The organism is Mycolicibacter heraklionensis, assembly GCF_019645815.1.
GTDB lineage: Bacteria > Actinomycetota > Actinomycetes > Mycobacteriales > Mycobacteriaceae > Mycobacterium > Mycobacterium heraklionense.
This window is the reverse complement of record NZ_CP080997.1, coordinates 3,954,231-3,969,524: the sequence shown is the minus strand read 5'-3', so window position 1 is coordinate 3,969,524 and position 15,294 is coordinate 3,954,231. Positions and strand designations below refer to the sequence as shown.

The window sequence follows — 15,294 nt, the reverse complement described above, 5'->3', positions numbered from 1 at the left end:
CTGCTGACGCGCCTAAGACACGCGTGGCCTCGTCATGATCGGCCGGCACGTGTACGCGAAAACGCAGGACTAACCCAGGACTAACCGGGGCTGGGACACCAACAGCCCATTGGAACGCCGCGACCGGACCTCGGCTGCGCAGGAGGAGAAGAGTGTTCTCGGCTTTCATCTCATCACTGCGGACGGTCGACCTGAGGCGCAAGATCTTGTTCGCGCTGGGCATCATCGTCGTGTACCGCCTGGGAGCCGCGATCCCGTCGCCGGGCGTCGACTACCAGAACGTGCAGCAGTGCATCAAGGAAGTCAGCGGCGGCGATGCCGCGCAGGTCTACTCGCTGATCAACCTGTTCTCCGGTGGCGCGCTGCTGCAGCTGACGGTGTTCGCCATCGGCGTGATGCCCTACATCACCGCGAGCATCATCGTGCAGCTGCTCACGGTGGTGATCCCGCGCTTCGAGGAACTGCGTAAAGAAGGCCAGTCCGGCCAGAACAAGATGACGCAGTACACCCGTTATCTGACGGTCGCGCTGGCCGTTCTGCAGGCCACCAGCATCGTGGCACTGGCCGCCAACGGCGGACTGTTGCAGACCTGCAGCCTGCGTCACGACATCATCTCCGATCACAGCATCTTCACCCTGATGGTGATCGTGCTCGTGATGACCTCCGGCGCGGTGCTGGTGATGTGGCTCGGTGAGCTCATCACCGAACGCGGCATCGGCAACGGCATGTCGCTGCTGATCTTCGTCGGCATCGCCGCCCGCATTCCGATCGAGGGCAAGACCATCCTCGACTCCCGCGGTGCCGTGGTGTTCACCATGGTCTGCTTGGCCGCACTGGCCATCGTCGTCGGTGTGGTCTTCGTGGAGCAGGGCCAGCGCCGTATCCCGGTGCAGTACGCCAAGCGCATGGTGGGCCGGCGCATGTACGGCGGTACCTCGACATACCTGCCGCTGAAGGTCAACCAGGCCGGCGTTATCCCGGTCATCTTCGCCTCGTCGCTGATCTACATTCCGCAGCTGATCACCCAGTTGGTCCACAGCGGCAGCGGTGGCCCCGGCAACAGCTGGTGGGACAAGTTCGTCAGCACCTACCTGTCCGATCCGTCCAACTTCGTCTACATCGCCATCTACTTCGGCCTGATCATCTTCTTCACGTACTTCTACGTGTCGATCACGTTCAACCCCGACGAGCGGGCCGACGAGATGAAGAAGTTCGGTGGCTTCATTCCCGGCATCCGGCCGGGACGCCCGACCGCGGACTACCTGCGCTACGTGCTCAGCCGGATCACCCTGCCTGGCTCGATCTACCTGGGCGTGATCTCGGTGCTGCCCAACCTGTTCCTGCACATGGGCAGCTCCGGCACCGTTCAGAACCTGCCCTTCGGCGGCACCGCGGTGCTGATCATGATCGGCGTCGGTCTGGACACGGTGAAGCAGATCGAGAGCCAGCTCATGCAGCGCAACTACGAAGGGTTCCTCAAGTGAGAGTCGTACTGCTGGGACCGCCGGGAGCAGGCAAGGGCACCCAGGCGGTAAAGCTCTCGGAGAAGCTGGGCGTTCCGCAGATCTCCACCGGTGACCTGTTCCGGCACAACATCGCCGAGGGCACCGAGCTGGGCAAGCAGGCCAAGCAGTACCTCGATGCGGGCGACCTGGTGCCGCCCGAGCTGACCAACGCGCTGGTCGAAGACCGGCTCGACCAACCCGACGCCGCGGGCGGCTTCATCCTGGACGGCTACCCCCGCTCGGTGGAGCAGGCCGAGGCCTTGCACGCCATGCTGGAGCGCCGCCAGACCAAACTGGATGCGGTGCTGGAGTTCCGGGTCACCGAGAGCGAACTGCTCAAGCGGCTCAAGGAACGTGGTCGCGCCGACGACACCGCTGAGGTCATCCACAACCGGATGATGGTCTACCGCGAAGAGACCACGCCGTTGCTGGACTACTACCAGGACGAGCACGACCTGCATGTGGTGGACGCGCTCGGCACGCTCGACGAGGTGTTCAACCGCGCCCTGAACGCCCTGGGACAGTAGTGGTCGGGTGGGCGAAGCGGCGCAAAGCGGTGCCGCATCGCAGTCCGGGTGAGCTCGACGCGATGGCCGCGGCGGGCGCCGTCGTCGCCGCCGCTCTGGCCGCAGTCCGCGAAGCGGCGGCCGTCGGCGTCTCGACCCTGCAATTGGATGAGATCGCCGAATCGGTGATCCGCGAGGCGGGCGCCACGCCGTCGTTCCTGGGCTACCACGGGTTCCCGGCGTCGATCTGCAGCTCGGTCAACGACCGGGTGGTGCACGGCATCCCGACGGCAAGCGAGGTGCTGGCCGCGGGCGATCTGGTGTCCATCGACTGCGGCGCGATCCTGGACGGCTGGCACGGCGACGCCGCGGTCACCTTCGGGATCGGCACGCTGAGCGCCGCCGACGAAAACCTGTCCGCGGCGACCCGGCAGGCGCTGGAGGCCGGGATCGCGGCGATGGTGGTGGGCAACCGGCTCAGCGACGTGTCGCATGCCATCGAAATGGGCGCCCGGGCCGCGTCGACCGAGTTCAAAAGCTCGTTCGGCATCGTTGCCGGCTACGGCGGCCACGGTATCGGCCGTCAGATGCACATGGACCCGTTTCTGCCCAACGAGGGATCACCGGGCCGCGGGCCGCTGCTGGTGGCGGGGTCGGTGCTGGCCATCGAGCCGATGCTGACCCTGGGGACCGACCAGACGGTGATCCTCGAAGACGAGTGGACGGTGGTCACCGCCGACGGGTCGCGTGCCGCGCACTGGGAGCACAGCGTCGCGGTGACCGAGGACGGGCCCAGAATTCTGACCAGCCCGGCCGCGAGCTGACCAGTAGGGCAGTGAACCAAACGCTCGGCTGATCCGTGTCATCACGGTGAGGGTGCGAGCCTTGAACGCGCCATCAGCCTTGCGAGTCCTTGTCATCGGCGCAGGCGTGGCGGGGATCTCCCTTGCTCGCGGCCTGCTGCGTGACGGCCACGACGTCACGGTTTTTGAGCGACGGCCACATCTTCAGCCGGGCGGCGGCGCGGTGACCATCTGGCCCAACGGCGCCACGGTGCTGGACCAGCTGGGCGTTGACATGGCAGGAGCCGGGCAGCCGTTGTCGGCGGTGCAGGTGACGACGTCCACCGGGCACCCGCTGGCCACCCTCGACATGACCGCGATGGCGCACGGGCTGGGCGCGCCGGTCCGGATGCTCCCGCGCCGGCTCCTGCTGGAGCGGCTGCTGGACCAACTCCCGGCCGAGCGCATCCGGTGCAACGCCCGCGCGGTGGGCGTGCGCGATGCCGACGGCGGGGTACGCGTCGACTTCGACGACGGCAGCTCGGCCAGTGGTGACCTGTTGATCGGCGCAGACGGGCTGCATTCCATGGTGCGGGATCTCCTCGGCGTGCCATCGGCCAAGCCGACCGGCTGGTGCAGCTGGCAGGGCCTGGTCAGCCTCCCGGACGTTGTCGCCGACAAGCGGGTGGCGCTGATGATGGTCGGCAAGCACGGGAACCTTGGGCTGTGGCCGGCCGGTGGGTCCGAACTGCAGTGGTGGTTCGACCTGCCGTGGTCACCGGACTTCGTTCGGCCGGCCTGTCCGATCGCCATGATCCGGGAACGGTTCGCCGGCTGGTCCGAACCGGTCGATCGGGTGCTGGGCGCCCTGACCGACGACGACCTGGCCGGCTCGCCCTACCCGCACTTTCGTCACCCGGTGGCCGGGGCAGGTCGGGGTGCGCTCACCCTGATCGGCGACGCGTTGCACACCATGCCGCCCACCATGGCGCAGGGAACCAACCAGGCGCTGCTCGACACCATGGTGCTGTGCAAGGCGCTGGCGGATCTCCGCGCGGCACCGTCGCACGGTGACCTGGCGCGCGCGCTGCGCTGGTATGAGAACACTCGCCGGCGCAAGGTGGCGGCGGTGTCTCGGGTGACGGCGCTGCAGCTCTCCCACAGTGAGCTGGTGCTGCGCCCGGCGGCGTTCATCCCGGACCGATGGCACACCTGGGGGATGACCATGTTTCTGCGCTGGGTCAGCCATCGCGGGATGTCGGCCGAGATCAGCCGCGGCCTCGGGCTGGCGGACATCGGTGAGATCGCCGGCCAGACAACAGATCGCAGCCATTGAGGAGGACGGGCCGATGTCGCTTCCCGCGCATGACGATGTGGTCGCTCGCCCCGTCGCGCCGGCCCCGGCCGACCCGGTACGGGTGCGCGGTGAATTCGACGGCCCCTCTCGCTGGCTCTGGCTGGTCAAATGGTGCGTGCTGGCCACCCCGCACTACCCGATCCTGATCGCCCTCTATCTGGCCTATCTGCCGCTGACCGCCGTTGCCGGAGTGGCGATTGCGATCACCGGGCGATATCCGCGACCGATCTTCGACTTCAATGTCGGCGTGCTGCGCTGGTCGTGGCGGGTCATGAATTACCGGTTTCCGATGAACAGCACCGACAGGTACCCGCCGTTCACGCTGGCATCGCGGCCCGACTATCCGGCCGATCTGCAGGTCGACTATCCCGAACGGCTCGAGCGCCGGGCTGTGTTGGTCAAATGGTGGTTGTGGGGGCTGCCGCAGATCCTGATGTGCTGGGCTCTGGAGCCTGCGCTGCAGTTGCTGTGCGTGATCACGGCGGTGACGCTGTTGATCACCGGCACGATCCCGACCGGCATGTCGGACCTGCTGTTGGGCATCGTTCGGTGGCGTTACCGGGTGGCTGTGTACGTCTCCTTGATGCGTGACGAGTATCCGCCGTTCCGGCTGGATCAGGGCGAGCTGTGGGCTACCGATGGCGCGCCGTAATCCGCTGTTCCCGTACGTGTATCGACTCGGAATGCCGTGCTTCGACCGGCTTTTCTATCGCCGGTACCGACGTACCGCCATGAGTTACGCAATGGGCCGGCTGCTGATGATCGGCCTCGGGCCCGGCGCGGACCTGATGTTCCTGCCCGCCGCGGTGACGTCGGTCGCCGCCGTCGAGCCGGAGCCCGCCATGCGCCGGATGGCCGCCGCCTTCGCCCGCCGCAACGGCATCACGGTGGATATCGTCGACGGAGTCGGTGAGTCGATTCCCTTCCCGGACAACAGTTTCGATTCGGTACATGTCGGGCTCGTGCTGTGTTCGGTGGACGACGTCGATGCCACCCTCGACGAGATCCGCCGAGTGCTGGCCCCCGGCGGCCGGCTGGTGGTGCTCGAGCATGTCCGCGGCGACGGCGTGATGGGCCGATTCCAGGACCTGATCGCGCAGCCGTGGGCATGGCTGGCGTCCGGCTGTCGGCCGAACCGCCGGACTCTCGACGCCATCGCCGCAGCAGGATTCGACACCACCGGTCTGTCCAGCATTCGACGTACTCCGGTACCGCCGCCGTGCACACCGCAGCTGCAGGGGTTCGCCACCGTGCGGCAGGGTGACCCGGGTGGCCAACAGCGTGGGTCTGAGTAACAACGAGAGATGGGAGTCCCACCATGAGTAATACCGTTGCCAATCGGCGCCGGGCAGTGATGGTCGTCGGCGCGGCCTTGGCCGCCTGGCTCGGCCCGTTGGCGTTCAGCGCCCCGGCTTACGCCGACGGGGGTTCTCGTGGCACGAGTCCCGACCCGTGGTTCATCGGTGATCCCGGCGACCTGAGCGCTGTGCTGTTCGGGACGGCCGATGATCCGGACTTCATCAGTCACACCACCGATTTCGGGTTGTTCACCCTCACCTCGGCCGGCGACCCCTCTGACGACAACTATGTTGCGGTCGTCCTTCAAACCTCGCTGTTCACCGACATCCTGACGTCCGGAACCGACCCGGAGGACAATCTGGGGTTCGGGGCCGCGAGCATTGGGGTGGCCGGGGAGACGGTCAATACGTTTATCGTTCCGGACAATCCGGACCTGGACTTCACGTTCTCCCTGCCGTTCACCGATCCGTTCGCCGAATTCTTCATCGAACTCATCCAGCTCGGTCTCGTCTGAGCCACAACCCTATTCGGAGGAAACCGCATCGATGATGTTGAGCCGGGCGGCTCGTCGCGCGGGTGGCACCGAGCCGAGCAGGCTGATCGCCACCGCACCCAAGGCGTAGGCCGGTGCCACGGCGCTCGGCCGGAATGTGACGGTGAAATTCATGATCTCAGCGCTGACCAGGCTGTAGAGCCACTGATCGGTCAGGCCGATCACCAGCCCCGCCAGGCCGCCGATCACGCCGATACCCGCCGCCTCGGCCAGCACCATCTGGACGGTGAAGCGGCGATCGGCGCCGATTGCCCGCAGCACGCCGATCTCGCGGCGTCGTTCGAGCACTGAGAGCGTCAGCGTGGTGAAAAGGGCGACCGCGGCCACGAACACCACGATGAGCCACACCGCGTTGGCGATCACCATGCTCTGATGCAGCGGCGCCTCCAGGCCCGCCAGCGCGGTGCGACCGTCGTAGACGTAGTTCGGCTCGGGGACCACTCGGTGGATATCGGCCAACAACCGCCCCGGATCGACATCGTCGCCGGCGGTCACCTGCAGCGTCGTCACCGCCGGGCGATCGAACCAGGCCCGCAGTTGGTCGAGTCCGATCCCGACGGTCCCGATGACGGTCGAGAAGTACGGCACCAGCGCCAGCACCGCGGCCTGCCGCGGGCCTCGCGGTGTCTGGAGACGCAGTTCGTCGCCGACTCGAACACCCAGCGTCGTGCCCAGGTTCTGTGACAGCACCACGCCCCGGCCGGCGAGCACCTCGCGGCGCGTCGGGTCGTCGAGTGCGCGAAACAGCGGGTCGGCCGATCCGGGAGAGAACCCGTCGAGCATCACCCGGGTGCCGCCGATCACCGCAAATCCGTAGGCACCCGCGCAGACCCGGGCCACCCCCGGTACCGCGGCCACTCGCTCTTCCAGACCCTGCGGCAGCGCGTCGGTGGGAAAGCTGTCCGGAGCGTTCGCGCTGACCCACACGTCGACTCCTGCGACGGGTGCGAAGATGGCGCGGGCGGAGGCGATCATGTCGTTGTCGGTGCCGGTGATCACCACAGTGGTGACCACCGCGATCAGTACGGTCATCACGGTCGCCCACACCCGCCGCGGCGCACGTTCGATGGTCGCCGCTCCGACCGCGCCGACCGTTCCAAAGGCCCGGGCGGCGGCGGCCGCGGCGGCGACCAGAGCTGCGGTGAGCGCGAAACCGAGGGTGATCTCGGCGCAGAACACCGCGATCATCGCCGCCAGGGAGGTGGCGCCGCGATGGCCGACGATGATCAGCAGCGACACCGCGATCACCGCGACGGCCGCGATCCCGCTCACCGTCCGCAGCCGGCGGGGCACGGTATCGGCGGCGGAGGTGCCAACCGGTGCCAATGCCTCGATCGGCGACACCTTGTACACCTGCCGCGCCGCCATGGCCGCTGCGGTCACGCTGCTGAGCACTGTCGCGGCGATGGCGACCGGCAGTGCGTAGCCGGGCAGCCAGTACTCGACCCGGGCTTCGAGTCCCTGCGTGATAGCCGGCGGCAGCCGGCGGATCGCCAAGTGGCCCAGGAGTATTCCCAAGACCGCTCCGACCGCGCCGCCCAGCACGCCGAGGGCCGCGGCTTCACCGATCAGATCCGCGACGATGGTGGCGCGCCGGCCCCCGATCGCGCGCAGTGTCGAGATGGCCGGGCGGCGCTGGGCGATCGCCATGGTCATCGTGGTGTAGACCAGGAACGCGCCGACCACCAGAGCAACCGCCGCGCCCATCAGCGCCATGTAGTTCATCAGCCTCACGCCGTCGCCTGCCCGAGCGGCCCGCATCCGGGGCTCGGCGACGATCGCGCGCCCGTTGACGGCCGAGGTCACCGCGGTACGAACCGCGGCGGGGTCCGCCCCCGGCTTGGTGGTGATCAGTATCGAATCGAGCTGACCCCGCCGTCCGGTGATGTTCTGCGCCAAGGCAAGTGGAGCCAGCACATAGTTTCCGCCGTTGAGGTCGGCGAGATGCTTGCCGGTGAGTACCTGGGCCACCGTCACCCAGGTTGCCCCGAGCCGGAATCCGTCGCCTTTGGTGTGGCCGACGCCCGGCCCGACCTGGACGCCGCTCGGTGTCTTCGATGGCCCCGTCGGCGGGTGAGCGAGCGCGTCGGCCAAGGCGCCGGCCAGGGCGACGCTGCTCGCATCCGCGCCGAACAACAGCATCGTCCCGGCGGCCGTGGGAGTGACCGTCCGGATCAGCGGCGCCGCGGTCGCGACGCCGGGAACCCGGGCTACGTCGGCTGCCAGTGAATCGGGAAATCCGGCGTCGGTGACGCCGGACACCTCCAGTGTGGCGATCCCGGCGATCCCGTCGGAGAGCCGGTTCACCGAACCGGTGATCGACCCGAAGATGCCCAGCACCGCAACCAAATACATCGCCGACACGGCCATGACGGTGATCGAGGCGAGGGTGCGCCGCCGGTGCACGGCCAGTTCGCGCAGACTGAACAGCCGAAGCCGGCTCGCGGTGGCCGCGATCGCCGACATCATCGCGGGACCGTCGCCCGTTCGTTGCGGTCGGAGCCGACCCGACCGTCCTGCAGGCCGATCACCCGGTCGGTGGCCGCCGCGGCATCGCGGTCATGGGTCACCATCACCACCAGCCGGGCTCGGCCGCCCTCGTGTGCCACCTCGGCAAGGAGCCGCAGAATCGAAGCGCCCGTTGCGGAATCAAGGTTGCCGGTAGGTTCGTCGGCAAGAATCAGGGACGGGTCCATCAGCAGGGCCCGCGCGATCGCGACGCGCTGCAACTGGCCCCCGGACAGCTCCGCCGGCCGGTGCTCGACTCGATTGCCGAGCCCGACCCGCCCCAGCAGTCCGATCGCTTCGCTTTTGACCCGGTCCAGTCGGCTGCCGTCGAGGAGCTTCGGAACGGCTACGTTCTCCCACGCCGACAGGGTCGGCAGCAGGTTGAAGAACTGAAAGACGAAGCCCACCCGGTGCCGGCGAAACGCCGAGGCCTGCTCGTCCCCGAGTCGGCCGATCTCGGCACCGTCGAAGATGATCGAACCGCTGTCGGGGGAGTCCAGTGCACCGAGCAGATGCAGCAGCGTGCTCTTGCCCGCGCCCGACGGCCCGACGACCGACACGAACTGGCCGCCGGTGAGTTGCAGGTTGATCCGGTCGAGAGCTCGTACCCGTTGGCCGCCGATCCGGTACTCGCGGACGACGTCGCGCAGTTCGATGGTCAGCTCATGCGGGCGCGACTGATCGCGGTGAAGACGAAGATCGGTGTGCAAGGGCGTCACTCCCTATCCGCGGGTTCTGATCCTTGACACGCTTGGCGACGCCGCGTGGTTCAGCGTGGGGCGGGGTGCGGGGAATTGCACCGACGGGCAGCTAGGACGCCGCGGCGTCGAACAGTGCGCGCAAGGTGGTGTGGATCTGGCGGACGGCATCGTCGATGCTGCCCATCGGCTGCAACAGATGGCTCAGCGTCAACCGGACGTCGACCTCGACGATCGAATTCAGCTGCCGGTCGATCGCGTCCGGCAGGTCGTAGGACGACCGGACCGCAGCCGCCATGGCCTCGATCGCACCGGCCAGGATCGGGTTCGGTCCCGCCGTCAACAGCGGCGTCAGGCCCGCTTCCGCATCGTTCTCGCGGGTCAGCGTCGCGGTGACCAGGGGATCGTCGGCGGCGGCACGCAGGGTGAAGGCGGCGCCGGCAGCCAGACCGGCGGCCACGTCGTCGGGGTGGGACTGAATGGCCGCGATGACCCCGGCGATGAATCGGCTGGTCTCCCGCTGAACCAGGGCCGCGCCCAGCGCCTGCTTCGCGCCGATTTCCTTGTACAGCACCTGCCGGCTGATGCCGACTGTGGCGGCGATGCGCGACATGTTCACCGCTTGCCATCCCTGCTCGCAGACCAGCGCGTGGGCCGCGTCGAGGATCCGGTTGTGCAGCATCTGCCGGACCTCGGCCTGAAAATTCGGCACGGCGGGCATGCCTCAAAGGATAGGTGACGAAAGTATAGGAATGTCTTGGGGCGGACATCTATAGTCGAGATGTATCGGTTCCATACACATACTGGCTAGTTGTACTAAGTCGGAGGCGGATCGGGATGGTGCCGTCTGGTGGTGCGGACCAGGTCAAAGGTGCGCTGACCCAGTTGTCGGGCCGGTACCGCGCGATGATTTACCGGTCCTACTACCTGGGCTGGACGACAGCGCAGATCGCCGCCGACCTCGGGATCGATGACGACACCGTCAAAGGCGAACTGCACGACGCGTTGTGCGCATTGCGGGCCGGTCTGCGGTCCGGGGCGGCTCAGGCGTAGCCCAGCGCCGAATTCTCCAACCGGATCCGGACCCGCAGCAGTGCGGCGTTGGCCAGCGTGAAGATGGCGGCGGTCAGCCACGCCGTGTGTATCAGCGGCAAGGCCAGACCCTCGAGGACCACCGCCACATAGTTGGGATGCCGCAGCCATCGATACGGCCCCTGGTGCACCAAGGGAACATCGGTCAGCACGATCACCCGGGTGTTCCAGCGTCGTCCCAACGTCCGCACGCACCACCAGCGCAATGCCTGGCTCAACGCCGCCAAGGCCAGCATCGGCCAGCCCAGCCATCCGATGAACGGGCGGTGCAGCAGCCATACCTCGGCCGCGCAGGCGACCAGAAATCCGGAGTGGAGGATGACCATTGCGGGATAGTGGCCGCGGCCGTACTCCCGGCCGCCTCGGGCGAAAGCCCAGTTGGCATTCGAAGTGGACACGGCCAGCTCCACCAGCCGTTCAAGACCGACGGCCAGGATCAACAGGTAGTACATCCGGCTACCAGCCGAGCAACACGAGCTCGGAACAGAATCCCGGCCCCATTGCGACCATCAGGCCGAACGAACCCGGCGGCGGCGGATCGGCCATGGTGGCCCGCAGCACGTCGAGGACCGAGACCGAAGACAGATTCCCATTCTCGCGCAATGACTTTCGGGTTCGGTCCAGCGCGTCGGCGGGCAGGTCCAGCACGTTCTGGACCGCTTCGATGACCTTCGGTCCGCCGGGGTGGCAGATATAGGTCGACACGTCGTCGACGGACATCCCACAGTCGGCCAGAAAGTTGCGAACATCCTCGGCCAGATATTTCTCGACGACGGTGGCGACCTCGACGGACAGCTTGATCCGGAATCCGCCGGTGCCGATATCCCAGCCCATCACGTCCTGGGTGTCGGGGTAGAGCCGGCTGCGGGTCGCCAGTACTTTCGGCAACTTCGGTCGGGCCGGGCGCCGGTTCGCCCCGGTCGCGATCACGGCGGCCGCGCCGTCACCGAAGAGGCTGGCCGCCACGAAGTTGGCCATCGAACGGTCATCGCGCTGGATGGTCAGTGAGCACAGTTCGACCGCGACCAACGCCGCCACATGGTCGGGGTAGGCGCGCAGATAGTCGTACATCCTGGCCACCCCGGCCGCACCCGCGACGCAGCCCAGGCCGAAAAGCGGCACCCGTTTGACGTCGGGCCGCAGCCCGACTCGGGCCGCCAGCCTGGCCTCCAGCGTCGGTACGGCAAGCCCGGTCACGGTCGTCGACACCACGACGTCGACGTCGGCAGGTTTGACCTTGGCGGCGTCCAGGGCTGCCAGCAGCGCCTGCTCACCGAGGTCGAGGGCGACGTCGATGAAGGTGTCGTTCGCCTCCGTGAAACCGCTCAGCTCGGCGTAGCGGGGCAGCGGCAACGCCAGGTGGCGGGAGGCCACTCCGCTGGCGTCGAAGAACCGCCGAAATTCTGGGCCGGCGAAGTCGCCCAGCGCTTGGGCCGATTCCTCTTGGCTGTAGCGGTTCGGCGGGAATTCAACGGCTGCCGCGGCGAGCGAAGGCGTGGTCATGGTCATGCCGGTGTCACGTTGCCGAGTGCTCAACGGTTCAGTGCGCCGAACTTGGCAATTGCCGCACACCGGCGTGACCGCGCCGCGCGGTGCGGTAAGAAAAGGGCGTGGCAGCTTTCAGTCCCTCCGGCGACGCCGACCCGATCGCACTGGCCCGCGCCAACTGGGAGCGGGCCGGCTGGGGTGAGGTCGCCGACGGGATGGTGGCGGTGACATCGGTGATGCGCGCCCATCAGATCCTGCTGGCCCGGGTGGAAGCGACCTTGCGGCCCTACGACTTGAGCTTCTCCCGATTCGAGTTGCTGCGGCTGCTGGCGTTCAGCCGTTCCGGCGCGCTGCCGATCACCAAGGCCTCCGACCGGCTGCAGGTCCACGTCACCAGCGTCACGCACGCGATCCGGCGGCTGGAGGCGGCCGGCCTGGTGGAACGGCTGCCGCACCCCACCGACGGCCGCACCACGTTGGTGTCCATCACCGAGTTGGGCCGCGCCACCGTCGCCGACGCAACGGTCAGCCTCAACCGGGAGGTGTTCGCCGACATCGGGATGTCGGTGGAGGAGTCGCGGACGCTGTCCTCGGCGATCGAGACGTTGCGGCGCAACGCCGGGGACTTCTGAGACCGGGGCCACCACCCGCCGACACAGCCGATACGAGGGAGCCAGCAACGTGAAGTACCGGACCGGCACAGTGGTGTCAGCCGACGGCACCGAGGTCTCGCACCGCATCGTCGGCGAGGGCGGCGCCCCGATCGTCCTGGTGCACGGCGGAATTCAGGCCGCACAGAGCTTCCAGCGGCTCGCCGAGCTGCTCGGTTCCCACTACACCGTCTACCTTCCCGACCGGCGCGGTCGGCGACCCGAAGTGCCGGCCGGCGAGGACTACGGGCTGGCGCGCGAAGGCGAAGACCTGCACGCGCTGCTGAGCTCGGTCGGGGCGCGCCGAGTCTTCGGCTTGAGCTCCGGAGCTGTTATCGCGCTCTACACGGCGATTGAACACGGTGGCATCGACAGTCTGGTGCTCTATGAACCGCCGCTGACCATCGACGGCGCCACCCCGGCGGCGTGGCTGCCGAAGTATGAAGAGGCGCTTGTTGCTTCGGGACCTGCCGCCGCCGTGGCCGAGGTGTTGAAGGGCACCGGCGACCGGACGCCGCTGCAACTGCTGCCGAGGTGGGCGCTGACCGGCCTGGTGCGAGTCGCACTCGGCGTCGACGCCAAGACCCACCCTCGCGGGGACATCGCCCTTCGTGATCTCGTCCCGACTATGCGTCTCGACGGCATCGCAACGCTGGAATCGGTGGAGAAGGTCAATCCCCGTATCGAGGAACTGCGTTGCGAGGTGCTGCTGCTGGGCGGGGCGAGGAGCGCGCACCAACTCCACCTCGGGCTCGACGCGCTGTCCCGGCGGCTGCCGAACGCCAAGCGCATCGAGCTCAAACGGGTCGGACACATCGCCGCCGACAATCGCGGCTCGCCGCGCAGGGTCGCGCGGCTGCTCGAAGACTTCTGGGCGGACTAGGGATCCGCTCGGACGACCGGCGGCACCGGGATGGTGGCGGTGACGGCGGTGCCTGCCCCCGGGCGCGACCGGATGTTGAGCCGGCCGCCGACCAGCTCGGCGCGCTCGGCCATCGACAGCACGCCGTAGCCGCCCATCTCGTCGCCGCCCACCGGGTGCTCGAAGGTGTCGAAACCCACCCCGTCGTCGACGATCTCCAGCCGCGCGGTATCGGGGTCGGCGGTGATCGCGAATCCCAGCCGCACCGTGGTCGCCGCCGCGTGTTTGACCACGTTCTGCAGGCCCTCCTGCGCGATCCGGTACAGCGCCAGCTCGATGTGCTCGGGCAACCGGGTCTCGGCCAGGTCCAGCTCGATCTTCAGCTGCGGGATGGACCGGGCCAGGCTGGCCAACCCGCCGGCCAGGCCCAGGTCGTCGAGGACCGGGGGCCGCAGCCCGCTGATCGCCACGCGGGTCTCCTGCAGCGTCAGGCCGGCCAGTTCGCGGGCGGCTTCCAGCTGCACCGACGCCTCCTCCGGGTCGCTGCCGACCGCGCGGGCGGCAGCGTCCAGCCGGTAGGACAGCGTCACCAGCCGCTGCGAGATGCCGTCGTGGATGTCGCCGGCCAGCCGGCGCCGCTCGATCTCCTGGGCTTCGATCACCTGCTCGACGAAGAGCTCGTGGGCACGTTCGCGGGCTACCAGCTGCCGGTGCAGCCGGGCCTGGTGCATGGCACCGGCGATGAGCCGGCCGATCACCCGCAGCAGCTCGACATCGCCGGGGGTGAACTCGCGGCGCGTCACGGTGTGCACGTTGAGCACACCCACCAGCCCGCCCGGATCGGTCTCCATCGGCACCGACACCATCGAGGTGAAGTCACGCCCGCGCAGCGACTCGATCGGCAGGTAGCGCGGGTCGGCTTCCTTGTCGTGGCTGATCACCACCGGCTCGCGATGGCGGGCCACCCAGCCCGACACCCCCGACCCCAGCGGCAGCCGGATCTTGCCCACCTCGGTGTCGAACGGCGGGGTCGCGCCGGTCAGCGTCAGCGAGCGTTCGGTGTCGTCGAGGACGTGCACGAAGCAGACGTCCGTACCGGTGGCCGCGGTGATCATCCGGGCCGCCGCGGCGGCCAGCGGTTCCACTCCGGGTCCGCTGGACGCGGCCTGGATGAGCTCTCGCAGCAGCGCCAGCTCATGGTTGGCGTCGACGAAATCCCGTACCGCGTTGGGCTTGCGGGTGCGGGACCGTTGTCCGCCCGAGGAGCTCACCGGTAGATGCCTTCACGCAGCGCGGTGGCCACCGCGCCGGTCCGGTCGGACACCCCGAGCTTGCGGTAGATCGAGCGGAGATGGGATTTGACCGTCTCGTCGCCGATCACCAGCTTGGTGGCGATTCCGCGGTTGGACAGCCCGCTGACCATGTAGGCCAGGATCTCACTTTCCCGCTGAGTCAGCCCCTGCCGGGCGCCGGGCCAGAACTCGTCGCGCTGCAGCCGGGCGGCGGTGCCGGCCGCGCGCGCCGCCAGCCCGGGGTCGATCACCGTCTCGCCGCGGTGGGCCAACTCGATCTGGTGGACCAGGTCGTCGCTGCTGATGCTCTTGAGCAGGTAGCCGCTGGCACCGACCCGCAGCGCCTCGAACAGGTACTGCTCGTCGTCGTAGACGGAGAGCATCACGACCTTGCGTTCCGGGTCGCGTTCCCGCAGGGCCAGGCAGAGGTCCAGGCCGCTCTCGCCGCGCATCCGCACGTCGCAGAGCACGATGTCGGGGTCGGTCTCGGCGATCACGGCCATGGCCTGTTCGGCGTTGATCGCCTGGCCGACCACTTCGATCCGGTCGGCGAACGCGGTGAGCATGGCCCGCAGACCCTCGATCACCATTTCGTGGTCGTCGACGAGGACCAGGCGCACGGGCATAGCAAGACAATAGGGGCACCGGGAGGGCTCCCGAATGAACCCCGCGGGTGATTACCCCGCCCGGATCCCCCCAATG

General features: G+C 68.1%; 16 protein-coding genes and 1 pseudogene. 10 read left to right on the top strand and 7 right to left on the bottom strand.

Annotation, left to right across the window (positions count from 1 at the left end; all coding sequences use genetic code 11):
* The first annotated feature begins 152 nt into the window (after positions 1–152).
* The 7 genes from secY (at position 153) to K3U94_RS18780 (ending at position 5,963) form a co-directional block, all read left to right on the top strand.
* Complete coding sequence (gene secY, locus K3U94_RS18810; protein WP_047320744.1) at positions 153–1,484, top strand: preprotein translocase subunit SecY; 1,332 nt, start codon at positions 153–155, stop codon at positions 1,482–1,484.
* Positions 1,481–2,032 carry an adenylate kinase gene (locus K3U94_RS18805; RefSeq protein ID WP_047320745.1) on the top strand — a complete coding sequence of 184 codons (552 nt, stop codon included), beginning with the start codon at positions 1,481–1,483 and terminating at the stop codon, positions 2,030–2,032. The genes secY and K3U94_RS18805 overlap by 4 nt, the downstream gene beginning before the upstream one ends.
* The gene (gene map, locus K3U94_RS18800) at positions 2,032–2,835 is read left to right on the top strand and encodes a type I methionyl aminopeptidase (protein WP_047320746.1); all 804 of its coding nucleotides are present in this window, start codon (positions 2,032–2,034) and stop codon (positions 2,833–2,835) included. Before K3U94_RS18805 ends, map begins: the two co-directional genes overlap by 1 nt.
* Before the next feature lie 61 nt (positions 2,836–2,896).
* On the top strand, positions 2,897–4,129 hold the full coding sequence (locus tag K3U94_RS18795; protein WP_230987230.1) for an FAD-dependent oxidoreductase: 1,233 nt from the start codon (positions 2,897–2,899) through the stop codon (positions 4,127–4,129).
* A gap of 82 nt (positions 4,130–4,211) precedes the next feature.
* Positions 4,212–4,802 carry a DUF4389 domain-containing protein gene (locus K3U94_RS18790; RefSeq protein ID WP_220696873.1) on the top strand — a complete coding sequence of 197 codons (591 nt, stop codon included), beginning with the start codon at positions 4,212–4,214 and terminating at the stop codon, positions 4,800–4,802.
* Positions 4,789–5,445, top strand: coding sequence for a class I SAM-dependent methyltransferase (locus K3U94_RS18785; RefSeq protein ID WP_220694694.1), 657 nt, complete (start codon positions 4,789–4,791; stop codon positions 5,443–5,445). Before K3U94_RS18790 ends, K3U94_RS18785 begins: the two co-directional genes overlap by 14 nt.
* Positions 5,446–5,468: 23 nt before the next feature.
* The gene (locus K3U94_RS18780) at positions 5,469–5,963 is read left to right on the top strand and encodes a hypothetical protein (RefSeq protein WP_220694693.1); all 495 of its coding nucleotides are present in this window, start codon (positions 5,469–5,471) and stop codon (positions 5,961–5,963) included.
* Between the two features lie 9 nt (positions 5,964–5,972).
* Here K3U94_RS18780 and K3U94_RS18775 read toward each other — a convergent pair whose 3' ends face one another.
* The 3 genes from K3U94_RS18775 to K3U94_RS18765 form a co-directional block, all read right to left on the bottom strand.
* Positions 5,973–8,471, bottom strand: coding sequence for an FtsX-like permease family protein (locus K3U94_RS18775; RefSeq protein ID WP_220694692.1), 2,499 nt, complete (start codon positions 8,469–8,471; stop codon positions 5,973–5,975).
* Positions 8,468–9,172 (bottom strand): ABC transporter ATP-binding protein, encoded by a 705-nt coding sequence (locus K3U94_RS18770; RefSeq protein WP_220696872.1) that lies wholly within the window; start codon positions 9,170–9,172, stop codon positions 8,468–8,470. Before K3U94_RS18770 ends, K3U94_RS18775 begins: the two co-directional genes overlap by 4 nt.
* A gap of 148 nt (positions 9,173–9,320) precedes the next feature.
* Entirely contained in the window at positions 9,321–9,929 is a 609-nt protein-coding gene (locus tag K3U94_RS18765; protein WP_047320751.1) for a TetR/AcrR family transcriptional regulator, read from the bottom strand.
* A 152-nt stretch (positions 9,930–10,081) separates the two neighbouring features.
* Between K3U94_RS18765 and K3U94_RS18760 the strand changes: the two are divergent.
* A pseudogene (locus tag K3U94_RS18760) lies at positions 10,082–10,261 on the top strand (sigma factor-like helix-turn-helix DNA-binding protein); the annotation flags it as partial.
* Here the strand turns inward: K3U94_RS18760 and K3U94_RS18755 are convergent.
* Together K3U94_RS18755 and K3U94_RS18750 are read right to left on the bottom strand one after the other, a co-directional pair.
* Positions 10,252–10,752, bottom strand: a complete 501-nt coding sequence (locus K3U94_RS18755; protein WP_220694690.1) for an isoprenylcysteine carboxyl methyltransferase family protein — start codon at positions 10,750–10,752, stop codon at positions 10,252–10,254. The pseudogene K3U94_RS18760 and the gene K3U94_RS18755 sit on opposite strands and share 10 nt — an antisense overlap.
* A 4-nt stretch (positions 10,753–10,756) precedes the next feature.
* Complete coding sequence (locus K3U94_RS18750) at positions 10,757–11,803, bottom strand: type III polyketide synthase (RefSeq protein ID WP_047320804.1); 1,047 nt, start codon at positions 11,801–11,803, stop codon at positions 10,757–10,759.
* Between the two features lie 107 nt (positions 11,804–11,910).
* On the opposite strand from K3U94_RS18750, the gene K3U94_RS18745 reads away from it, so the two are divergent.
* Entirely contained in the window at positions 11,911–12,420 is a 510-nt protein-coding gene (locus K3U94_RS18745) for a MarR family winged helix-turn-helix transcriptional regulator (protein ID WP_047320754.1), read from the top strand.
* A gap of 49 nt (positions 12,421–12,469) precedes the next feature.
* Positions 12,470–13,321 (top strand): alpha/beta fold hydrolase, encoded by an 852-nt coding sequence (locus tag K3U94_RS18740; RefSeq protein WP_220694689.1) that lies wholly within the window; start codon positions 12,470–12,472, stop codon positions 13,319–13,321.
* Here K3U94_RS18740 and K3U94_RS18735 read toward each other — a convergent pair.
* Positions 13,318–14,571, bottom strand: coding sequence for a GAF domain-containing sensor histidine kinase (locus K3U94_RS18735; RefSeq protein ID WP_047320756.1), 1,254 nt, complete (start codon positions 14,569–14,571; stop codon positions 13,318–13,320). The genes K3U94_RS18740 and K3U94_RS18735 overlap by 4 nt on opposite strands.
* Positions 14,568–15,218, bottom strand: coding sequence for a response regulator (locus K3U94_RS18730; protein ID WP_047320757.1), 651 nt, complete (start codon positions 15,216–15,218; stop codon positions 14,568–14,570). The genes K3U94_RS18735 and K3U94_RS18730 overlap by 4 nt, the downstream gene beginning before the upstream one ends.
* Positions 15,219–15,294 lie beyond the last annotated feature (76 nt).